Consider the following 18,811-nt stretch of genomic DNA (forward strand, 5'->3'; position numbering starts at 1 on the left):
TCACCAGTCCAGTGCCGACCCGCGGCTGCGTGCCGCGCCGACACAACGAGGTTGCCGTACCCATGCGTCACGCCGAAGGAGCCCGTGGTGAGTGCTGACCAGACCCAGCTCGCCTTTGAGTGGAACTGTCGGATCATGTCCGACAACGGCTGCGGCTTCCCGGCACCGGGCCTGCACTCGTTCCTCTTCCAGCCGATCGCGACGGTCGGCGGGTTCGAGTTCAACAAGGTGATGCTGCTCGCGCTCATCACCACCCTCCTGGTCATCACCTTCTTCACGCTTGCCTTCGGCAAGGCGAAGGTGGTGCCGGGCAAGCTCCAGATGATCGGCGAGGCCGGCTACGACTTCGTACGCCGCGGCATCGTCTACGAGACCCTCGGCAAGAAGGAGGGCGAGAAGTACGTCCCTCTGATGGTCTCGCTGTTCTTCTTCATCTGGATCATGAACATCTGGTCGGTGATCCCGCTCGCCCAGTTCCCGGTGTCGTCGATCATCGCGTTCCCGATGGTGCTGGCCGCCATCGTGTACGTGCTCTGGGTGTCGCTGACCTTCAAGAAGCACGGCTTCGTCGGCTTCTTCAAGAACGTCACCGGCTACGACAAGTCGCTCGGCCCGGTGCTGCCGCTCGTGATGGTCATCGAGTTCTTCTCGAACCTGCTGGTGAGGCCGTTCACGCACGCGGTCCGACTGTTCGCCAACATGTTCGCCGGCCACCTCATGCTGGTGATGTTCACGGTCGCCTCCTGGTACCTGCTGAACGGCGCGATGGTCCCGGCGGCCGGTGTCTCCTTCGTGATGACCATCGTCATGATCCTCTTCGAGCTTTTCGTGCAGGCGGTCCAGGCGTACGTCTTCGTGCTCCTCGCCTGCTCGTACATTCAGGGTGCTCTCGCCGAGCACCACTGAGCACACCTCCCGCAAGCCCCAAGCGTCCGGTGGCCAACCCCCGCCGGTCACATGAAACAGAAGGAAGATTCAGCATGGCTGCCACTGAGACCCTTGCCGCTGTCTCCGGTTCGCTCGGTTCCATCGGCTACGGCCTCGCCGCCATCGGCCCCGGCGTCGGCGTCGGCATCATCTTCGGCAACGGCACCCAGGCCCTCGCTCGTCAGCCCGAGGCTGCCGGCCTGATCCGCGCCAACCAGATCTTGGGCTTCGCCTTCTGTGAGGCGCTCGCCCTCATCGGCATCGTCATGCCGTTCGTGTTCGGTAAGTAATCACTCCTTACCCACACGTATCGACGAAAGGCACTGATGTGATCGACAACCTGGTGCGGCTCGCCGCCGAGGAAGAGCAGAACCCGCTCCTCCCGCCCGGCCCCGAGCTGCTCGTCGGCACCATCGCCTTCGCCATCGTGTTCTTCTTCTTCTGGAAGAAGCTGCTTCCGAACATCAACAAGGTTCTGGAGGAGCGTCGCGCGGCGATCGAGGGCGGTATCGAAGAGGCCGACGCCATGAAGGTCGAGGCCCAGAGCGTGCTTGAGCAGTACAAGGCTCAGCTCGCCGAGGCCCGGCACGAGGCCGCGCGGCTGCGCCAGGAGGCGCAGGAGCAGGGTGCCACGCTCATCGCCGAGATGCGCGCGGAAGGCCAGCGGCAGCGCGAGGAGATCGTCGCCGCCGGTCACTCCCAGCTCGACGCCGACCGCAAGGCCGCCTCGTCCGCGCTCCGCCAGGACGTCGGCAAGCTCGCGACCGAGCTGGCCGGCAAGCTCGTAGGCGAGTCCCTTGAGGACCACGCCCGGCAGAGCCGCGTGATCGACCGCTTCCTCGACGACCTCGAGGAGAAGGCCGAGGCGACTCGATGAGCGTGCACGGAGCCAGTCGCGAGGCTGCCGCCGCCGCACGTGAGCGTCTCGACGCGCTGACGGACTCGACGTCCGCCGACGCGAAGAAGCTGTCCGAGGAGCTGGCCGCGGTCACCGCGGTGCTGCACCGCGAGGTGTCGCTGCGTCGGGTCCTCACCGACCCGGCGCAGGCCGGCGAGGCCAAGGCCGAACTGGCCCAGCGCCTCTTCGGCAGCCAGGTCGGCGGGCCCACCACCGACCTGCTGGCCGGCATGGTGCGCTCCCGCTGGTCGCGTTCGCGCGACCTGGTGGACGCGCTGGAGGAGCTGGCGGACATCGCCGACCTCACGGCCGCCCAGCAGGCGGGCACGCTCGACAACGTCGAGGACGAGCTGTTCCGGTTCGGCCGGATCGTCTCTTCGAACACCGAGCTGCGTGCCGCGCTGACCGACCGTGGCGCGACCACCGGCGCCAAGGGCGAGCTGCTGCGCAGCCTGCTCGGGGGCCGGGCCGTCGCCACCACCGAGCGTCTGGTGACGCGCCTTGTGACCGCGCCGCGGGGACGTAGCCTGGAGGCGGGACTCGAGTCCCTGTCCAAGCTCGCCGCCGACCGCCGGGACCGCATGGTCGCCGTCGTCACCTCGGCGGTTCCGCTGAGCGACCCGCAGAAGCAGCGCCTCGGCGCCGCCCTCGCGAAGCTCTACGGCCGCCAGATGCACCTCAACCTCGACGTGGACCCCGAGGTCCTCGGCGGGATCCGGGTGCTGGTCGGCGACGAGGTCATCAACGGCAGCATCGCGGACCGCATCGAGGACGCCGGCCGCCGCATGGCGAGCTAGCACAAAACTTCACAGCAGTACGTACGTACACCTACGGCCCTGGTTGGGCCGTGTAGAGGATTCACCTCTTATTGGGGGGAGTCCGGGAGTCTAGGCACCCCCCAAGTGAAACTTCGGGCCCAACAAGGAGAGCAGGGAACCCAGATGGCGGAGCTCACGATCCGGCCGGAGGAGATCCGGGACGCGCTGGAGAACTTTGTCCAGTCGTACAAGCCGGACGCGGCCTCGCGCGAGGAGGTCGGTACGGTCACCCTTGCCGGCGACGGCATCGCGAAGGTCGAGGGCCTCCCCTCGGCCATGGCCAACGAACTGCTGAAGTTCGAGGACGGCACCCTCGGCCTCGCGCTCAACCTCGAAGAGCGCGAGATCGGTACCGTCATCCTCGGCGAGTTCAGCGGCGTCGAGGAGGGCCAGCCGGTCACCCGTACCGGCGAGGTCCTGTCCGTGGCCGTCGGCGAGGGCTACCTCGGCCGCGTCGTCGACCCGCTCGGCAACCCGATCGACGGCCTCGGCGAGATCGAGACCAGCGGTCGTCGCGCCCTGGAGCTGCAGGCTCCGGGCGTCATGGCGCGCAAGTCGGTGCACGAGCCGATGGAGACGGGCTACAAGGCCGTCGACGCGATGACCCCGATCGGCCGTGGCCAGCGTCAGCTGGTCATCGGTGACCGCCAGACCGGCAAGACCGCCCTGGCCGTCGACACGATCATCAACCAGCGTGACAACTGGCGCTCGGGCGACCCGAAGAAGCAGGTCCGCTGCGTCTACGTCGCCATCGGCCAGAAGGGCTCGACCATCGCCTCCGTGCGTGGCGCCCTCGAAGAGGCCGGCGCGCTGGAGTACACGACCATCGTCGCCGCCCCGGCGTCCGACCCGGCCGGCTTCAAGTACCTGGCGCCGTACACCGGTTCGGCCATCGGCCAGCAGTGGATGTACGAGGGCAAGCACGTCCTCATCATCTTCGACGACCTCTCGAAGCAGGCCGACGCCTACCGCGCCGTGTCCCTGCTGCTCCGCCGCCCGCCGGGCCGTGAGGCCTACCCGGGTGACGTCTTCTACCTGCACTCCCGTCTGCTGGAGCGCTGCGCGAAGCTCTCCGACGAGCTGGGCGCCGGCTCGATGACCGGTCTGCCGATCGTCGAGACGAAGGCCAACGACGTCTCGGCGTTCATCCCGACCAACGTCATCTCCATCACCGACGGCCAGTGCTTCCTGGAGTCGGACCTGTTCAACGCCGGTCAGCGCCCCGCGCTGAACGTCGGTATCTCCGTCTCCCGAGTCGGTGGTTCCGCGCAGCACAAGGCGATGAAGCAGGTCTCCGGCCGACTGCGCCTCGACCTTGCCCAGTACCGCGAGCTGGAGGCGTTCGCCGCCTTCGGTTCCGACCTGGACGCCGCGTCGAAGTCGCAGCTGGAGCGCGGTCAGCGTCTGGTCGAGCTGCTCAAGCAGCCCCAGTACCAGCCGATGGCCACCGAGGACCAGGTCGTCTCCGTCTGGGCCGCCACCACCGGCAAGATGGACGAGGTCCCGGTCGCCGACATCCGCCGCTTCGAGACGGAGCTCCTCGAGTACCTGCACCGCAAGGAGCAGGGCCTCATGACCTCCATCAAGGAGGGCGGCAAGATGTCGGACGACACCCTCACCGCCATCGCGGACGGCATCGCGGACTTCAAGAAGCAGTTCGAGACCTCGGACGGCAAGCTTCTCGGCGAAGACGCGCCTGCCGCGGCCAAGTGACGACGGAAGGGACCTGACTCATGGGAGCCCAGCTCCGGGTCTACAAGCGTCGCATCCGATCCGTCACCGCGACCAAGAAGATCACCAAGGCGATGGAGATGATCGCCGCCTCGCGCGTCGTCAAGGCGCAGCGCAAGGTGGCGGCCTCCGCGCCGTACGCGACCGAGCTGACACGCGCGGTCACGGCGGTCGGTACCGGTTCGAACACCAAGCACCCGCTGACCACGGAGGCGGAGACGGCGACCCGTTCCGCGGTGCTGCTCCTCACGAGCGACCGCGGACTGGCCGGCGCCTTCAACTCCAACGCGATCAAGGCCGCCGAGCAGCTGACGGCGCGCCTTGAGGCGGAGGGCAAGGAGGTCGACACGTACATCGTCGGCCGCCGCGGTCTGGCCCACTACAACTTCCGCGAGCGCAAGGTCGTGGAGTCGTGGTCGGGCTTCACCGACGAGCCGACGTACGCGGACGCCAAGAAGGTCGCGGGTCCGCTCATCGAGGCCATCGAGACGGAGACGGCGGACGGCGGCGTGGACGAACTCCACATCGTCTACACCGAGTTCGTCTCGATGATGACGCAGTCGGCGGTCGACAGCCGCCTGCTGCCGCTCCGCCTCGACGAGGTGGCGCAGGAGTCGGCCGGCAAGGGCGAGATCCTTCCGCTGTACGACTTCGAGCCGTCGGCGGAGGACGTCCTGGACGCCCTGCTGCCGCGGTACGTCGAGAGCCGTATCTACAACGCGCTGCTCCAGTCGGCTGCCTCCAAGCACGCCGCCACGCGCCGCGCGATGAAGTCGGCCACCGACAACGCGGGAGACCTGATCACCAGCCTCTCCCGACTTGCCAACGCGGCCCGCCAGGCCGAAATCACCCAGGAAATCAGCGAGATCGTCGGTGGCTCCGCAGCCCTGGCCGACGCGACCGCGGGGAGTGACAGGTAATGACGACGACAGTTGAGACGGCCGTTGCCACGGGCCGCGTCGCCCGGGTCATCGGCCCGGTCGTCGACGTGGAATTCCCCGTCGACGCCATGCCGGAGATCTACAACGCCCTTCACGTCGAGGTGGCCGACCCGGCCCTCGCCGGCGAGAAGAAGACGCTGACCCTGGAGGTCGCCCAGCACCTGGGTGACGGCCTGGTCCGCACGATCTCGATGCAGCCCACCGACGGTCTGGTCCGCCAGGCCGTGGTCACCGACACCGGCAACGGCATCACCGTTCCGGTCGGCGACTTCACCAAGGGCAAGGTGTTCAACACCCTCGGTGAGGTACTGAACACCGACGACACGTACGACGGCGAGCGCTGGTCCATCCACCGCAAGGCCCCCAACTTCGACGAGCTCGAGTCGAAGACCGAGATGTTCGAGACCGGCGTCAAGGTCATCGACCTTCTCACCCCGTACGTCAAGGGTGGAAAGATCGGCCTCTTCGGCGGTGCCGGCGTCGGCAAGACGGTGCTCATCCAGGAGATGATCTACCGCGTCGCCAACAACCACGACGGTGTCTCCGTGTTCGCCGGTGTCGGTGAGCGCACTCGTGAGGGCAACGACCTCATCGAGGAGATGGCGGAGTCGGGCGTCATCGACAAGACCGCGCTGGTCTTCGGTCAGATGGACGAGCCCCCGGGCACCCGTCTGCGCGTGGCCCTCGCGGGTCTGACCATGGCGGAGTACTTCCGCGATGTGCAGAAGCAGGACGTGCTGTTCTTCATCGACAACATCTTCCGCTTCACGCAGGCCGGTTCCGAGGTCTCGACCCTGCTCGGCCGGATGCCCTCCGCGGTGGGTTACCAGCCGAACCTGGCCGACGAGATGGGTCTCCTCCAGGAGCGCATCACCTCGACCCGTGGTCACTCGATCACCTCGATGCAGGCGATCTACGTCCCCGCGGACGACCTGACCGACCCGGCCCCGGCCACCACGTTCGCCCACCTCGACGCGACGACGGTTCTTTCCCGTCCGATCTCCGAGAAGGGCATCTACCCGGCCGTGGACCCGCTGGACTCCACGTCCCGCATCCTGGACCCCCGCTACATCGCGGCGGACCACTACAGCACGGCCATGCGTGTCAAGACGGTCCTGCAGAAGTACAAGGACCTTCAGGACATCATTGCGATCCTCGGTATCGACGAGCTGGGCGAAGAGGACAAGCTCGTCGTCCACCGCGCCCGTCGCGTGGAGCGCTTCCTGTCCCAGAACACCCACGTCGCCAAGCAGTTCACCGGCGTCGACGGGTCGGACGTACCGCTGGACGAGTCGATCACCGCGTTCAACGCGATCATCGACGGCGACTACGACCACTTCCCGGAGCAGGCGTTCTTCCTCTGCGGTGGCATCGAGGACCTCAAGGCCAACGCCAAGGAGCTGGGCGTCTCCTGAGCCCTGAGCTCTAAGTGAGTCCTATGACTCACAGGTGAGGGGGCGGGGCACGTCCCGCCCCCTCATTCACGCCCACTGCTGTATCTATCTGGGGGATAACCCCCAGACCCCCAGCCGAAAAGCTCGGGGGGCGGGCCCCGGCAATTTGTTGCTCGGAGCCCTACTAGACTTGTACCCACACCCGGTGTCTTGCCGGGTGGTGACCCGAGGAGCCAACCTTGGCTGCTGAGCTGCACGTCGAGCTGGTCGCTGCCGACCGTCAGGTCTGGTCCGGCGAGGCCACCCTGGTCGTCGCGCGCACCACGTCCGGCGACATCGGCGTCATGCCCGGTCACCAGCCGCTGCTCGGTGTGCTGGAGTCGGGCCCGGTGACCATCCGTACGAGTGATGGTGGAACGGTCGTCGCCGCGGCGCACGGCGGTTTCATCTCCTTCGCCGACAACAAGCTGTCGCTGCTGGCGGAGATCGCCGAGCTGGCGGACGAGATCGACGTCCAGCGCGTGGAGCGGGAGCTGGAGCGCGCGAAGGCGGAGGGCGACGCGTCCGCCGAGCGGCGTGCCGACGTCCGGCTGCGGGCCGTGGCGGCGCGCTGACCCTGGCGTACGAGTGTGATGCTTTGCCTCAGCCGCGGCTGGGACCGGTTCGCTCCGGCCCTGGCCGCGGCTGAGGCGAATCCGGATGTTTTTTCTTTTCCGTTACCTAGGAGACGAGGAGGTCGGTGTCGATGATCCTCGCTCTGACTGTGTGCGGCTTGGTAGTGGCGCTCGTGGTGGTGGGCCTGTTCGTCTTCGGTCTGCGCCGCCGACTCATCCAACGCTCCGGCGGTACGTTCGACTGCAGCCTCCGTTGGGACGTACCCGAGAAACCCGACCCCAGCGGCAAGGGCTGGGGCTACGGCGTCGCCCGCTACAACGGCGACCGCATCGAGTGGTACCGCGTCTTCTCGTACTCCCCCCGTCCGCGCCGCGTCCTGGAACGCTCGGCGATCGAGGTGGCCGGCCGCCGTGCCCCCGACGGCGAGGAGGAGCTGGCCCTGCTCTCGGACGCGGTTGTGCTGGCCTGTCTCCATCGCGGGACGAGACTCGAACTGGCGATGAGCGACGACGCGCTGACCGGATTTCTCGCGTGGCTGGAAGCAGCCCCGCCCGGTCAGCGCGTCAATGTTGCGTGATGTTGCTTGATCCCTGGATCAGATCTTTAGTTCAGGCCGGTGTTGATCGCGCTCACCAGCTCCCCGTTGGTCGTGTCGCCGCTGAACTCCCAGAAGAAGGCGCCGCCCAGAGCCTGGTTCTTGGCCCAGGTCATCTTTCCGGCGATCGTCGCGGGAGTGTCGTACGACCACCAGTTGTTGCCGCAGTACGCGTACGCCGTACCGGCGATCGTGCCGGTCGCGGGACAGGAGTTCTTGAGGACCTTGTAGTCCTCGATGCCCGCCTCGTACGTGCCCGGTGCCGCGCCCGTCGCCGAGCCGCCCGGGGCCGCCTGGGTGACGCCGGTCCAGCCGCGCCCGTAGAAGCCGATACCCAGCAGGAGCTTCGCCGCCGGGACGCCCTTCGCCTTCAGCTTGGCGATGGCGTCCGCCGAGTTGAAGCCCGCGACCGGGATACCGGAGTACGAGGTGAGCGGCGAGTGCGGGGCGGTCGGGCCGTCCGCGTCGAAGGCGCCGAAGTAGTCGTACGTCATCACGTTGTACCAGTCGGCGTAGGCCGAGGCGCCGCCGTAGTCGGCCGCGTCGATCTTGCCGCCGGAGGAGCCGTCGGCCGTGATGGCCGCGGTGACCAGGTAGTTGGAGCCGAACTCCGAACGCAGCGCCGACATCAGGTTCTTGAAGGCCGCGGGACCGGACGTGTCACAGGTCAGGCCGCAGGCGTTCGGGTACTCCCAGTCGATGTCGATGCCGTCGAAGACATCCGCCCAGCGCGAGTCCTCGACGACCGCCTTGCAGGAGGCGGCGAACGCGGCCGGGTTGGCGGCGGCCTGCGCGAAGCCGCCGGAGTAGGTCCAGCCGCCGAAGGAGTAAAGGACCTTGATGTTCGGGTACTTGGCCTTCAGCTGACGCAGCTGGTTGAAGTTGCCGCGCAGCGGCTGGTCCCACGTGTCGGCCACGCCGGACACCGACTGGTCGGCGGTGTACGCCTTGTCGTACGCGGCGTAGGTGTCGTCGACGGTGCACTTGCCGTCCTTGACGTTGCCGAACGCGTAGTTGATGTGGGTGATCTTCGACGCCGAGCCCGAGGTCACCAGGTTCTTGACGTGGTAGTTGCGGCCGTAGACGCCCCACTCGGTGAAGTAGCCGAGCTTGACCTTGCCTCCGGTGGGCGGGGGGTCGGTCGTGCCGCCGGTGGTGCGTACTGCGACCGCGCCGCTCACCGGGCCGGTCTGGTCGGCGGTGTCCCGGGCCTGAATGGTGTACGAGTAGTCCGTACCGGCGGTCAGACCCGTGTCCGTGTACGAGGTGGTCGTCACCGTCGCGACCTTGGTGCCGCCGCGCAGCACGTCGTAGTTCTTGATGCCCTTGTCGTCGGTGGCCGCGCTCCAACTGAGCGTCGCCGACGTGTTGGTGACGCCGGAGGCGGTCGGAGTGCCGGGCGCGGAGGGGGCGTTGTCGCCGGGGACCGTGCCGCCGTCACAACTGCCGCCGTTCAGCTTGCAGTTGGCGGGGGAGCCGGGGCCGGCGCCGTTGAAGCCGAAGGAGACGGCGGCGCCCGGGGCCAAAGTGCCGTTCCAGGACTTGTTCTTGGCGGTCCAGTGGGTGCCTGACGAGGTGACGTCCGCGTCCCAGGCCGAGGTGACGGACGTACCGGAGGGGAAGTCCCACTCGACCGTCCATGAACTGATCGTCGTGGTACCGGTGTTGGTGACCGTCCACTTGCCCTCGAAGCCGGTGCCCCAGTCCTGGGTCTTGGCGTAGGTGGCGGTGGCCGAGGTGGCCGCCTCGGCCGGGCTCGCGAGGCCGACCATGGCGGCGAGGGGGAGGAGCAGGGTGGTCAGGCCTGCGGTGAGCCGGTGTCTGAAGCGCATGACGCGCCTCCTTGGGGGAGTCATGGGGGCGTGACTGAGCCTCACACCCACGGTGCCGCGAGAATAGGAAGGTCTGGACCACGGGTCAATAGGTCTGGACCACTTCGGGCCAAGGCTCGTCCGACTCCCCTAAACCCCCAACTCCTGTGCCAGTACCGCCGCTTGGACCCGGCTGCGCAGCTCCAGCTTGCCCAGCAACCGGCTGACGTGCGTCTTCACCGTCGCCTCGGCCATGTCGAGACGGGTCGCGATGTCCGCGTTGGACAGCCCCTCGCCGAGACACGACAACACCTCGCGCTCACGGCGGGTGAGGGTGTCCAGGACGGCAGGATCGGCCCTCGGCTCCCGTACCGGCCCGGAGGCGAACTCGGCGATCAGCCGCCGGGTGACCGCCGGGGCGATCAGCCCTTCCCCGCGCGCGACCGTCCGTACGGCCTCGATGAGATCCCGCGCCTCGGTGTTCTTGAGCAGGAAGCCGGAGGCGCCCGCGCGGAGCGCCCCGAACACGTACTCGTCGAGGTCGAACGTGGTCAGGACGAGTACGTCGGCCAGGCCCTCCGCGACCACCTGCCGGGTCGCCGACACCCCGTCCAGGCGCGGCATCTGAATGTCCATCAGCACCAGATCCGGCCGCAGTTCACGGGCCAGCGCCACGGCTTGCTCCCCGTCCGACGCCTCCCCGGCGACCTCGATGCCGGGCGCGCTGCCCAGGATGAGGACGAGCCCGGCCCGTACGGCCGACTGGTCCTCGGCGACGAGCACCCGGATGGGCCGTCCCGCTTCCGCCGTCATGCGTCTTCTCCTTCGGATACAGATACGGATTCGGCTTCGGTGAGGGGGAGCGTGGCCCGTACGGCCCAGTGGGCGCCGTCCGCTCCCGCCGTGAAGGTGCCGCCCAGCAGCGCGACCCGCTCCCGCATCCCGACCAGACCGGCCCCGGAGCCGGGTGCGCGCGGGCTGTCGTGATCGCCGTACGGGCTGGTCACGGCGATGCACAGCGAGCAGTCCCGGCGGGTGAGCGCCACCGTGACCCGGCCGGGGGAGGCGTGCTTGAGGGCGTTGGTCAGGGACTCCTGGACGATGCGGTACGCGGCCAGCTCGACCGGCGCGGGCAGAGCGCCGAGGTCGGTGCCGGTGTCGAGGGTGGCATCCAGGCCGTTGGTGCGGGCGCCGTCGACCAGTGAGCCGAGGCCGTCCAGCGTCGGGGCCGCCGCCGGTTCCAGGTCGCCGCCGCTGTCGCGCAGGATGCCGATCAGCCGGCGCATCTCGGCCAGTCCCGCCACGCTGTTCTCGCGGATGACACCGAGGGCCTGCTTCGAGGTGTCCGGGTCGTCGAGGGAGAGCGCGGCCGTGGAGTGGATCGCGATGGCGGAGAGGTGGTTGGCGACCATGTCGTGCAACTCCCGTGCCATCCGCGCCCGTTCGGAGGTGACGGCCTGGGTGCGGTCGAACTCGGCGAGCAGCGCGGTCTGTTCGGCGCGCAGCCGGGCGGACTCGGCGGCGTCACGGTGGTTGCGGACGATCAACCCGGTGGCGGCGGGGGTGAATCCGACGACGCCGATGACCACACCGATGAGCAGCGCCTCCGGCTCCCGCAGCACCGCGAACGGCACGATGGTGCCGGCCACCGAGAGCAGCCCGGTGATCCAGGGGACACGGCGGGCGGTACCGGGCGGCCCGTACAGCACGGCCGCGTACACGAGGTCGGTGAACATCACGAGGGTGACCAGGCTGCCCTGGGTGACGGTGTCCAGGGTCAGCGCGGCCACGCCCACCAGCAGCCCCGTACGCGGGCGGACCCGCCGCAGCAGCTCGCAGCCGGCCATCACGAAGAGCGGCAGCAGGACCGGCCAGCGCCCGTCCCAGAGCACGTTCGGCTCGTCGGCCGGCCGGGTGTCGAGACCGACGGCCCAGAACAGCAGCCCGCCGAGCAGTCCGGCGAGTGCGATGCGCACGTCGTCGCGGTGCGGTCGGGGAAGTGGAGGGGCCATGACTCCATCCAACACGGCCGGGACGCCGCCCGCCTGATCCCCGGGAAGGGTCGGGGAGAGCCCCGAACTGCATCTTTCGATGTACGGCGACTTCCTCACCGCCGACGACGAATCGGACACGTCCGGCCGGGAGCCTGGAAGGAGAACGGATTCCCTGAACGCATCCTCACCGGATGAACGCATGCTCACTGGAAGGAGCGAGTCGTGATCGTCGCGTTGATCATCGCCTGCGAGGTCGGCTTCTGGGTGCTGCTGGCGCTCGGCCTGGCCGCGCGCTATCTGCTGAAGTGGCGCCGGACCAGCGTGGTGCTGCTGCTCTGCGAGCCGCTGCTGGAACTGGTCCTGTTCACCGTGACGGCGATCGACCTGAAGAACGGCGCCGAACCGGGCTGGGAGCACGGCCTGGCCGCGCTGTACATCGGCTTCACGGTGGCGTACGGCCACTACACGATCCGCTGGCTCGACGGCCACGCGGCCCACCGCCTGGCCGGAGGCCCGCCCCCGCCGAAGCCGCCCCGCTACGGCATGGCCCGCGCCCGCCACGAGGGCCGCCTGTGGCTCCGTACGGTCCTGGCGGCGGCGGTCGCCTGCGCACTGCTCCAGGCGGCGGTCTGGTACGTAGGCGATGGGGACACTTCATCCCTGCGGTCCTTCCAGTGGACGGCGCTCAGGGCCGCCGGCATCCACGGCCTGATCGCGCTGACGTACACGATCTGGCCCAAACGGGACCCGAACCCCGGCTCAGCGCTCCCCACCCGGGACCCAGAGCACGTCCCCGACCTCCTTGTTGGCGGTACGGGCAAGGATGAAAAGCAGGTCCGATAGCCGGTTGAGGTAGGTGGCGGTGAGCGGATTCATGACCTCGGCGTGGACCTCCAGCGCAGCCCAAGTAGAGCGCTCGGCCCGGCGTACCACCGTGCACGCCTGGTGCAGCAGGGCCGCGCCGGGGGTGCCGCCGGGCAGGATGAACGAGCGCAGTTTCTCCAGGTCTTCGAGGAACCGGTCGCAGTCCGCCTCCAGCTTGTCGATGTAGGACTGCTCGACCCGCAGGGGCGGGAACTCCGGGTTCTCGGCGACCGGCGTAGCCAGATCCGCGCCCACGTCGAACAGGTCGTTCTGCACCCGGGTCAGCACCTTGACGACCTCCTCCGCCAGCCCACCGAGGGCGACGGCGGTCCCGATCACCGCGTTCGCCTCGTTGGCGTCGGCGTACGCCGAGATCCGCAGATCGGTCTTGGCGACCCGGCTCATGTCCCCGAGGGCGGTGGTGCCCTTGTCGCCGGTCCTGGTGTAGATGCGCGTCAGATTGACCATGCGGCCAATCTAGACGTTGCCCAAGTCGTGCAGACGTTCTCAGTTCGTACCCGTGTGTACGGCAACGTCTGCCGCGCGGTGTGGAACACCGGTCTCGAACAGCGCCGTGAGTACCGCCGCCGGGGCGGTTCGATCGACTATGTGCAGCAGGCCCGTGAAATGGCGGAGGCGAAGTCCGAGCACCCGTGGTTGAAGGCCGCGCCGTCCCACATCCTCCAGCAGACTCTCCGTGACCTGGACAGAGCGTGTCGCACGCATGGCACGTTCGGCGTTCGCTGGAGGGCGAAGCAGCGGTGACAGCCCTCCTTTCGGTTCCCTGATCCACGCCATCTCTCGGTCGAACGGCTGGGGCGTAAACGGGGGCTGGCGCGTCTGCCAAAGCTCGGGTGGGTCGGCTTCCGCTGGTCCCGCCCGCTCGGCGGCACGGTGAAGTCGGCCACAGTAACTGAGCCCTCGGTGTCGTTGGAACGCGGACGCGTCGGCGTGGACCGTGGAGTGTTTGTGCTCGTCGCCACCAGTGATGGCAGGTTCTTCGACCGCGACTTCATCACCCCCGGCGAGACCAAGCGGTACAGGAGACTTGAACAGCAACTCGCCCGCACCCAGCGTGGGTCGAATCGGCGGAAAGCGTGCCGGGCGAAGATGAGGGCCATCATGCGCACCGTCCGCGATCGCCGTCAGGACTTCCACGCTCGGACGGCCCGCCGCGTCGTCGATGCCAATGCCCTCGTGGTTCTCGAAGACCTCAACGTCGCGGGCATGACCGCCAGCGCCAGGGGGACCGTGGCCGAGCCCGTCACACACGTACGGCAGAAGGCCGGACTCAACCGCGCCATTCTCGACAAGGGCCGGCACTCCTTCGAACTCGCGGTCCGCAACCGCGCCCGTCACACGGGTGCACAGGTGCGCACTGTGAATCCTGCCTACACATCGGTCACGTGCCCCGCCTGCGGACACGCGCATCCGGACAACCGCGAGAGCCAAGCGAAGTTCGTATGCGGAGTCTGCGGTCACCTGGAACACGCCGACACGTTGGCCGCGAAGAACATCTTGGCCCGCGGGCATGCGGGTCACAGGGCGTGGAGACCTCGGCGCCAGCCGGTCCGTGAAGCGCCAACCAGCGCGAAACCGCGAGGAATTAGCGCTCCGACCACTGAGTTCGGAATCCCTGTGGCCTCGGCCGCCGGGAGGATCGTCAAGTCCGTCGGATGAGACGTGATCGGCGTCTCACGACATGAGACGTGAAACGCGTTACTAAGCAGTCACACAACCCCTCACGACCGCTAAGGTCCGCCGGAGAGGCCCATACACGAGGGACACGTAAACAGCGCGTCAGGGGAGTCGCACAGTGGCACGGAAGCTTGCCGTCATCGGAGCCGGCCTGATGGGTTCCGGCATCGCACAGGTCTCTGCCCAGGCGGGCTGGGACGTCGTACTGCGCGATGTCACCGACGAAGCGCTCACCCGTGGCACCGACGGCATCAAGGCCTCGTACGACAGGTTCGTGAGCAAGGGCAAGCTCGCCGAGGCCGATGCCGAGGCCGCTCTCGGGCGGATCACCGCTACCACCGACCTCGACGCGGTCGGCGACGCGGACATCGTCGTCGAGGCCGTGTTCGAGAAGCTGGAGGTCAAGCACGAGATCTTCCGCGCGCTCGACAAGATCGCGCGCGACGACGCCGTGCTCGCCTCCAACACCTCCGCCATCCCCATCACCAAGATCGCCGCCGTGACCGACCGCCCGGACCGGGTCGTCGGTGCGCACTTCTTCTCGCCGGTGCCGATGATGCAGCTCTGCGAGCTGGTCCGCGGCTACAAGACGAGCGACGAAACCCTCGCCACCACGCGGGAGTTCGCCGAGTCCGTCGGCAAGACCTGCATCGTCGTCAACCGGGATGTCGCCGGTTTCGTGACGACCCGGCTGATCTCGGCGCTCGTCGTCGAGGCGGCCAAGCTGTACGAGTCCGGTGTCGCCACCGCGGAGGACATCGACCTCGCCTGCAAGCTCGGCTTCGGGCACGCCATGGGCCCGCTGGCCACCGCCGACCTCACCGGGGTCGACATCCTGCTGCACGCCACCAGCAACATCTACACCGAGTCCCAGGACGAGAAGTTCGCTCCTCCGGAGCTGATGCGCCGGATGGTTGACGCCGGTGACATCGGCCGTAAGAGCGGGCAGGGCTTCTACAAGCACTGAGCGGGAATCAGCAGTCGTAGACGGAAGTAGTCAGCAGCACCTCAGCAGTAGTCAACAGGCACGAAAACCGCACGAACCCCTCAGGCATCACCCTGTGGGGTGAATTGGGTATCGGTTCGCTCACAGACGGCAACCTGGCCGCCCCTCAGGCAGTCAGACGTTGCATCACTTACCGACGCGGAGCACGACAACGCACTCACGGGGAGCGTATATGTACATCAGGGGCGACCACGCCGAGCTGGTCGTCGGGGGCCGCCTCGACGTTCGCAGCGCGGCGGACGCCCGTACGGTCCTGCACACGGCCGTCGACACCGGCGTCGGCGATCTCGTGCTGGACCTGTCCGAGCTGGACTCCTGGGACGCCACCGGCCTCGGGGTGATCATGGGAGCCCACCGACGGTGCGGGCGGTGCGGCCGACGGCTGGTGCTGCGCGACGTACCACCGCAGATGCAGCGCCTGCTGGTGGCCACCCGGCTGCACCGGATCCTGGCGATCGAGGGTGGTATCGGGGTGGAGTCGCTGCCCAGAGTGTGAAACGCAGGGTGTGAACGCCCTGTGTGAAACGCGCGTTGCGCACAATCCTCACGAGACTGTGACGTCTCGGACGGCGCGGTACCCCGGACTGTCGTAGATACTGTGCGAAGGTTTAGGGTTCGGTCGCCCGCTGCCTGACATCCCACGAGCGGGCCCGGACCAGAAGCGACAGCGCAGTGTGCAGCAAGGCCGGGAGGGGCCTGGGTCTTGCGACCCGCACACGACGCTTTTGGGGGGCTTGAACCTTATGGACCCGAACAACCAGGGCTCCGAGGAGTACGGCCACGACGCCGACGGCACCACGCCGCGTCAGCGCCCGCCTCGCGACGCCCTCACATCCGACTTCGGCCAGCACACACCCGCGCTCGCCCGCACGGCGCAGCTCGTCTCGGGCGACTACCTGCTCACGATCAACCCGGTCGACGGCAGCGAGATAGAGATCTGCCCACCCGGTGAACGGCCCGGCCGGCCCGCCAAGCTCACCGCGGCCGAGCGCGCCGAGATCACCCGCGCGGCCACACCACCCGTACCGCCCGGGCCCGCGCAGCCCGAACTCCCGCTCCTGGAGCGCGACGGCGAGCGCGAACGGCTGGTGCGGCTGCTGGCCCGCGGCCGTTCCGTACGCCTCACAGGGCCGCCCGGCTCCGGCCGCACCACGCTCCTCGACGCCGTCGCCGGAGACTGCGCGGACCTCGCGCCCGACGGCGTGGTCCGTCTCAGCGGCCTCCGCCGCACCCCGACCGACCTCCTCTACGACCTCTTCTACGCCGTCTACAGCGCACCTCTGTACCGGCCGGAACCGGACGAACTGCTCACCCTCGTCCGGGAGGCCGGCGCGGTCGTCGTCCTCGACGACGTGGAGTTCGGCGGCGCCGCGCTCGACGAACTCATCGACGCGACCCCCGAGTGCGCCTTCCTGATCAGCGCCACCCCCGACGTTCCCGCGCCGTCCGCCGACGCGCTGATCGAGGAGCTGTTCCTCGACGGCCTCGACCGGGCCGGTGGCCTGGAGTTGCTGGAGCGTGCCGTCGGCCGTGTCCTCACCGAGGAGGAGGCCAACTGGGCCGGTGACCTCTGGTTCGAGTCCGAGGGCCTGCCTCTGCGGTTCGTCCAGGCGGGCGCCCTGCTCAGGCAGCGCGACGGCCTGCGCGCCAGCGCCGACGCCTTCGACGAGTTCGGCGTCTTCCAGGACATCCCGGTCGACGCGCCCTTCGACTCCGGCGACGAACACGACGTACCGCTGCCCTCGCTCGCCGAGGGTGCCGCGCCCGCGCCGCTGCTCGCCTCCCGGCTCAGCGAGTCCGCGCGGGAGACCCTGCGCTTCGCCGTCGCGCTCGGCGGTGAGGTGCCCCACCAGGCGCATCTGCCGGCGCTCGTCGACGACGCCCACGCGGACGCCGCCCTCGGCGAGCTGCTCGGCTGTGCGCTGGTCTCCCCGGTCGGCTCGCACTACCGCCTCGCGGCCGGGGTGCAGACCCAGCTGGAGGCCGCCGGGTACGGCGAGCGCGCCCAGGAACGGGCGATCAGCGCCGCCCAGCACTACGCCTGGTGGGCCGGGCACCCCTCCGTGACCCCCGAGCGGGTCTGCGCGGAGGCCGACGCCCTGCTGGCCGCCCTCGACGTGCTCGTGCCGGTCACGGTGCCGCCGGGGGAGGACGAGGAGAGTACGGCCGTACAGCTGGCCCGCACCGCGGCGCCCGCCTTCGCGGCCGGTCTGTACTGGAGCGCCTGGGAACGCGTCCTGCGTGCGGGTGCCGAGGCCGCCCGGCTCGCCGGAGAGGTCGCGGAACAGGCCTACTTCCACCACGAATTGGGCATTCTCGCGCTCTGCGGCGAACAACTCGACCTGGCCCGTGCCGAGCTGGAGTCCGCCATCGGCCTGCGCGGCGCCCTCGCCGACAAGCGCGGCACGGTCGCGGGCCGCCGCGCCCTCACCCTGGTCGCCGACCGGGCGGGCGACACCCCCGGCCTCGGCTCAGGCCCGGTCTCCACGGCGGGCGAGGAGGTGCCGGACGCGCGGTACGAGGAGTCGGCGTCGCCGCCCGGCGGGGTCCCGGCCGTCTTCGGCGCCGCGGGCTATCCGCCGCTGCAGCCGTCGCCCTCCGGTTCCGGTTCGGCCTCCGGTTACGGGTCCGGATCCGGTGACTTCCCGGCGACGGTCATCACACCCCGGTCCGGGGGCGGCGGGGCGCACAAGGCCTCGGGCCTCCAGCGGCTCGTCGGCGGTGCCCGGCGCAACCTCGTGGCCGTCGGCGCGGGCGCCCTGCTCGCGGCGGTGCTCGGCACGGTGGTGACGCTGGGGGCGACCTCGAACCCCAACGACGCGCCGTCCGACCAGGTGGGCGTCAACCCGTCCGCCAGCGCGGGCAACGACGACGACAGCCTCGGCGCCGACAAGGCCGACAACGGCGACAGCGACAGCAACGGCGACACCGGCACGGCCACCAGCCGCCCGACCGACCCGGGCCCCGACGGCACCTGGGGCACGTCGGACGACCCGACACCGCCGGCCTCGGGGGGCCAGGAGCCTTCGGACGATCCGACGGGGACGAAGACGCCGGGTGGTGGAACCGGTGGGGGCGGTGGCGGTACGGGGACCACGACCCCGTCGGACGACCCGACGACGACCGAGCCCACCGACGATCCGACGACCTCGGAACCGACGGACGACCCGACGACGACCGAGCCGACGGACGACCCGACGACCACGGAGCCGACGGACGACCCGACGACATCGCCCGAGCCCTCGACCCCGGAGACCACGGCCTCGGCCAGCGGCCCGGCGTCCAGCCCGGCCGAGACCGCGAGCGAGCAGGAGAGCGCCCCGGCCGACGACACCAGCGCCCCCGCGACGACGACGTCCAGCGAGGCGTCGGTGATCTGACAGCGCGGGCCCAGCAGTTCGGCGTACACGCGAGAAGGGCCGGTCCGCCGAGGACAGCAACAGCACCTTCTCCCTCGCCAAGGGCGACTGCTTCAACTCCCTGGACGGCTCCCTGGAGGGCTACGCGTACGACGTCGAC

At 69.0% G+C, this 18,811-nt stretch carries 19 protein-coding genes; 15 read left to right on the forward strand and 4 right to left on the reverse strand.

All coding sequences use genetic code 11. The features are described from left to right. Nucleotides 1-135: 135 nt before the first annotated feature. The 9 genes from atpB to ACWCRB_RS17530 all read left to right on the forward strand — a co-directional run bounded on the left by atpB (nucleotide 136) and on the right by ACWCRB_RS17530 (nucleotide 7,901). The gene (atpB, locus tag ACWCRB_RS17490) at nucleotides 136-906 is read left to right on the forward strand and encodes a F0F1 ATP synthase subunit A (RefSeq protein ID WP_450996890.1); all 771 of its coding nucleotides are present in this window, start codon (nucleotides 136-138) and stop codon (nucleotides 904-906) included. A 74-nt stretch (nucleotides 907-980) separates the two neighbouring features. Next, on the forward strand, nucleotides 981-1,217 hold the full coding sequence (locus tag ACWCRB_RS17495; RefSeq protein WP_015657805.1) for an ATP synthase subunit c family protein: 237 nt from the start codon (nucleotides 981-983) through the stop codon (nucleotides 1,215-1,217). A 38-nt stretch (nucleotides 1,218-1,255) separates the two neighbouring features. Continuing rightward, the gene (locus ACWCRB_RS17500; protein WP_235474809.1) at nucleotides 1,256-1,804 is read left to right on the forward strand and encodes a F0F1 ATP synthase subunit B; all 549 of its coding nucleotides are present in this window, start codon (nucleotides 1,256-1,258) and stop codon (nucleotides 1,802-1,804) included. Nucleotides 1,805-1,806: 2 nt separating this feature from the next. Continuing rightward, nucleotides 1,807-2,622 (forward strand): F0F1 ATP synthase subunit delta, encoded by an 816-nt coding sequence (locus tag ACWCRB_RS17505; protein WP_450996891.1) that lies wholly within the window; start codon nucleotides 1,807-1,809, stop codon nucleotides 2,620-2,622. 144 nt (nucleotides 2,623-2,766) lie between these two features. Then, nucleotides 2,767-4,356 carry a F0F1 ATP synthase subunit alpha gene (atpA, locus tag ACWCRB_RS17510; RefSeq protein ID WP_235474808.1) on the forward strand — a complete coding sequence of 530 codons (1,590 nt, stop codon included), beginning with the start codon at nucleotides 2,767-2,769 and terminating at the stop codon, nucleotides 4,354-4,356. 20 nt (nucleotides 4,357-4,376) lie between these two features. After that, nucleotides 4,377-5,294 (forward strand): F0F1 ATP synthase subunit gamma, encoded by a 918-nt coding sequence (locus tag ACWCRB_RS17515; RefSeq protein ID WP_450996878.1) that lies wholly within the window; start codon nucleotides 4,377-4,379, stop codon nucleotides 5,292-5,294. Further along, a complete protein-coding gene (gene atpD, locus ACWCRB_RS17520) occupies nucleotides 5,294-6,730 on the forward strand; it encodes a F0F1 ATP synthase subunit beta (RefSeq protein ID WP_450996879.1) in 1,437 nt (478 codons plus the stop codon). The genes ACWCRB_RS17515 and atpD overlap by 1 nt, the downstream gene beginning before the upstream one ends. Nucleotides 6,731-6,948: 218 nt before the next feature. Continuing rightward, nucleotides 6,949-7,323, forward strand: coding sequence for a F0F1 ATP synthase subunit epsilon (locus ACWCRB_RS17525; protein WP_189149593.1), 375 nt, complete (start codon nucleotides 6,949-6,951; stop codon nucleotides 7,321-7,323). A 131-nt stretch (nucleotides 7,324-7,454) separates the two neighbouring features. Next, nucleotides 7,455-7,901: a DUF2550 domain-containing protein gene (locus ACWCRB_RS17530; protein WP_235474805.1), complete on the forward strand. Its 447-nt coding sequence runs from the start codon at nucleotides 7,455-7,457 to the stop codon at nucleotides 7,899-7,901. Between the two features lie 26 nt (nucleotides 7,902-7,927). Here the strand turns inward: ACWCRB_RS17530 and ACWCRB_RS17535 are convergent, their stop codons facing one another. The 3 genes from ACWCRB_RS17535 to ACWCRB_RS17545 all read right to left on the reverse strand — a co-directional run bounded on the left by ACWCRB_RS17535 (nucleotide 7,928) and on the right by ACWCRB_RS17545 (nucleotide 11,742). Continuing rightward, the gene (locus tag ACWCRB_RS17535) at nucleotides 7,928-9,751 is read right to left on the reverse strand and encodes a glycosyl hydrolase family 18 protein (RefSeq protein WP_450996880.1); all 1,824 of its coding nucleotides are present in this window, start codon (nucleotides 9,749-9,751) and stop codon (nucleotides 7,928-7,930) included. Nucleotides 9,752-9,880: 129 nt separating this feature from the next. Next, entirely contained in the window at nucleotides 9,881-10,543 is a 663-nt protein-coding gene (locus ACWCRB_RS17540) for a response regulator (protein ID WP_450996881.1), read from the reverse strand. Then, nucleotides 10,540-11,742 carry a sensor histidine kinase gene (locus ACWCRB_RS17545; RefSeq protein ID WP_450996882.1) on the reverse strand — a complete coding sequence of 401 codons (1,203 nt, stop codon included), beginning with the start codon at nucleotides 11,740-11,742 and terminating at the stop codon, nucleotides 10,540-10,542. Before ACWCRB_RS17545 ends, ACWCRB_RS17540 begins: the two co-directional genes overlap by 4 nt. A 204-nt stretch (nucleotides 11,743-11,946) precedes the next feature. Between ACWCRB_RS17545 and ACWCRB_RS17550 the strand changes: the two genes are divergently transcribed. After that, on the forward strand, nucleotides 11,947-12,567 hold the full coding sequence (locus tag ACWCRB_RS17550) for a hypothetical protein (RefSeq protein WP_450996883.1): 621 nt from the start codon (nucleotides 11,947-11,949) through the stop codon (nucleotides 12,565-12,567). Here ACWCRB_RS17550 and ACWCRB_RS17555 read toward each other — a convergent pair. After that, the gene (locus tag ACWCRB_RS17555) at nucleotides 12,484-13,056 is read right to left on the reverse strand and encodes a cob(I)yrinic acid a,c-diamide adenosyltransferase (protein ID WP_450996884.1); all 573 of its coding nucleotides are present in this window, start codon (nucleotides 13,054-13,056) and stop codon (nucleotides 12,484-12,486) included. The two genes, ACWCRB_RS17550 and ACWCRB_RS17555, sit on opposite strands and share 84 nt — an antisense overlap. 27 nt (nucleotides 13,057-13,083) lie before the next feature. On the opposite strand from ACWCRB_RS17555, the gene ACWCRB_RS17560 reads away from it, so the two are divergent. The 5 genes from ACWCRB_RS17560 to ACWCRB_RS17580 all read left to right on the forward strand — a co-directional run bounded on the left by ACWCRB_RS17560 (nucleotide 13,084) and on the right by ACWCRB_RS17580 (nucleotide 18,672). Further along, nucleotides 13,084-13,353: a hypothetical protein gene (locus ACWCRB_RS17560; RefSeq protein WP_450996885.1), complete on the forward strand. Its 270-nt coding sequence runs from the start codon at nucleotides 13,084-13,086 to the stop codon at nucleotides 13,351-13,353. Between the two features lie 204 nt (nucleotides 13,354-13,557). Further along, entirely contained in the window at nucleotides 13,558-14,268 is a 711-nt protein-coding gene (locus ACWCRB_RS17565; RefSeq protein ID WP_450996886.1) for an RNA-guided endonuclease InsQ/TnpB family protein, read from the forward strand. Nucleotides 14,269-14,404: 136 nt separating this feature from the next. Next, entirely contained in the window at nucleotides 14,405-15,253 is an 849-nt protein-coding gene (locus ACWCRB_RS17570; protein WP_369033095.1) for a 3-hydroxyacyl-CoA dehydrogenase family protein, read from the forward strand. Nucleotides 15,254-15,464: 211 nt separating this feature from the next. Beyond that, nucleotides 15,465-15,788: an STAS domain-containing protein gene (locus ACWCRB_RS17575; protein ID WP_006382151.1), complete on the forward strand. Its 324-nt coding sequence runs from the start codon at nucleotides 15,465-15,467 to the stop codon at nucleotides 15,786-15,788. A 247-nt stretch (nucleotides 15,789-16,035) separates the two neighbouring features. Beyond that, nucleotides 16,036-18,672 carry an ATP-binding protein gene (locus ACWCRB_RS17580; RefSeq protein ID WP_450996887.1) on the forward strand — a complete coding sequence of 879 codons (2,637 nt, stop codon included), beginning with the start codon at nucleotides 16,036-16,038 and terminating at the stop codon, nucleotides 18,670-18,672. Nucleotides 18,673-18,811 lie beyond the last annotated feature (139 nt).

Source organism: Streptomyces sp. NPDC002156 (genome assembly GCF_053593675.1).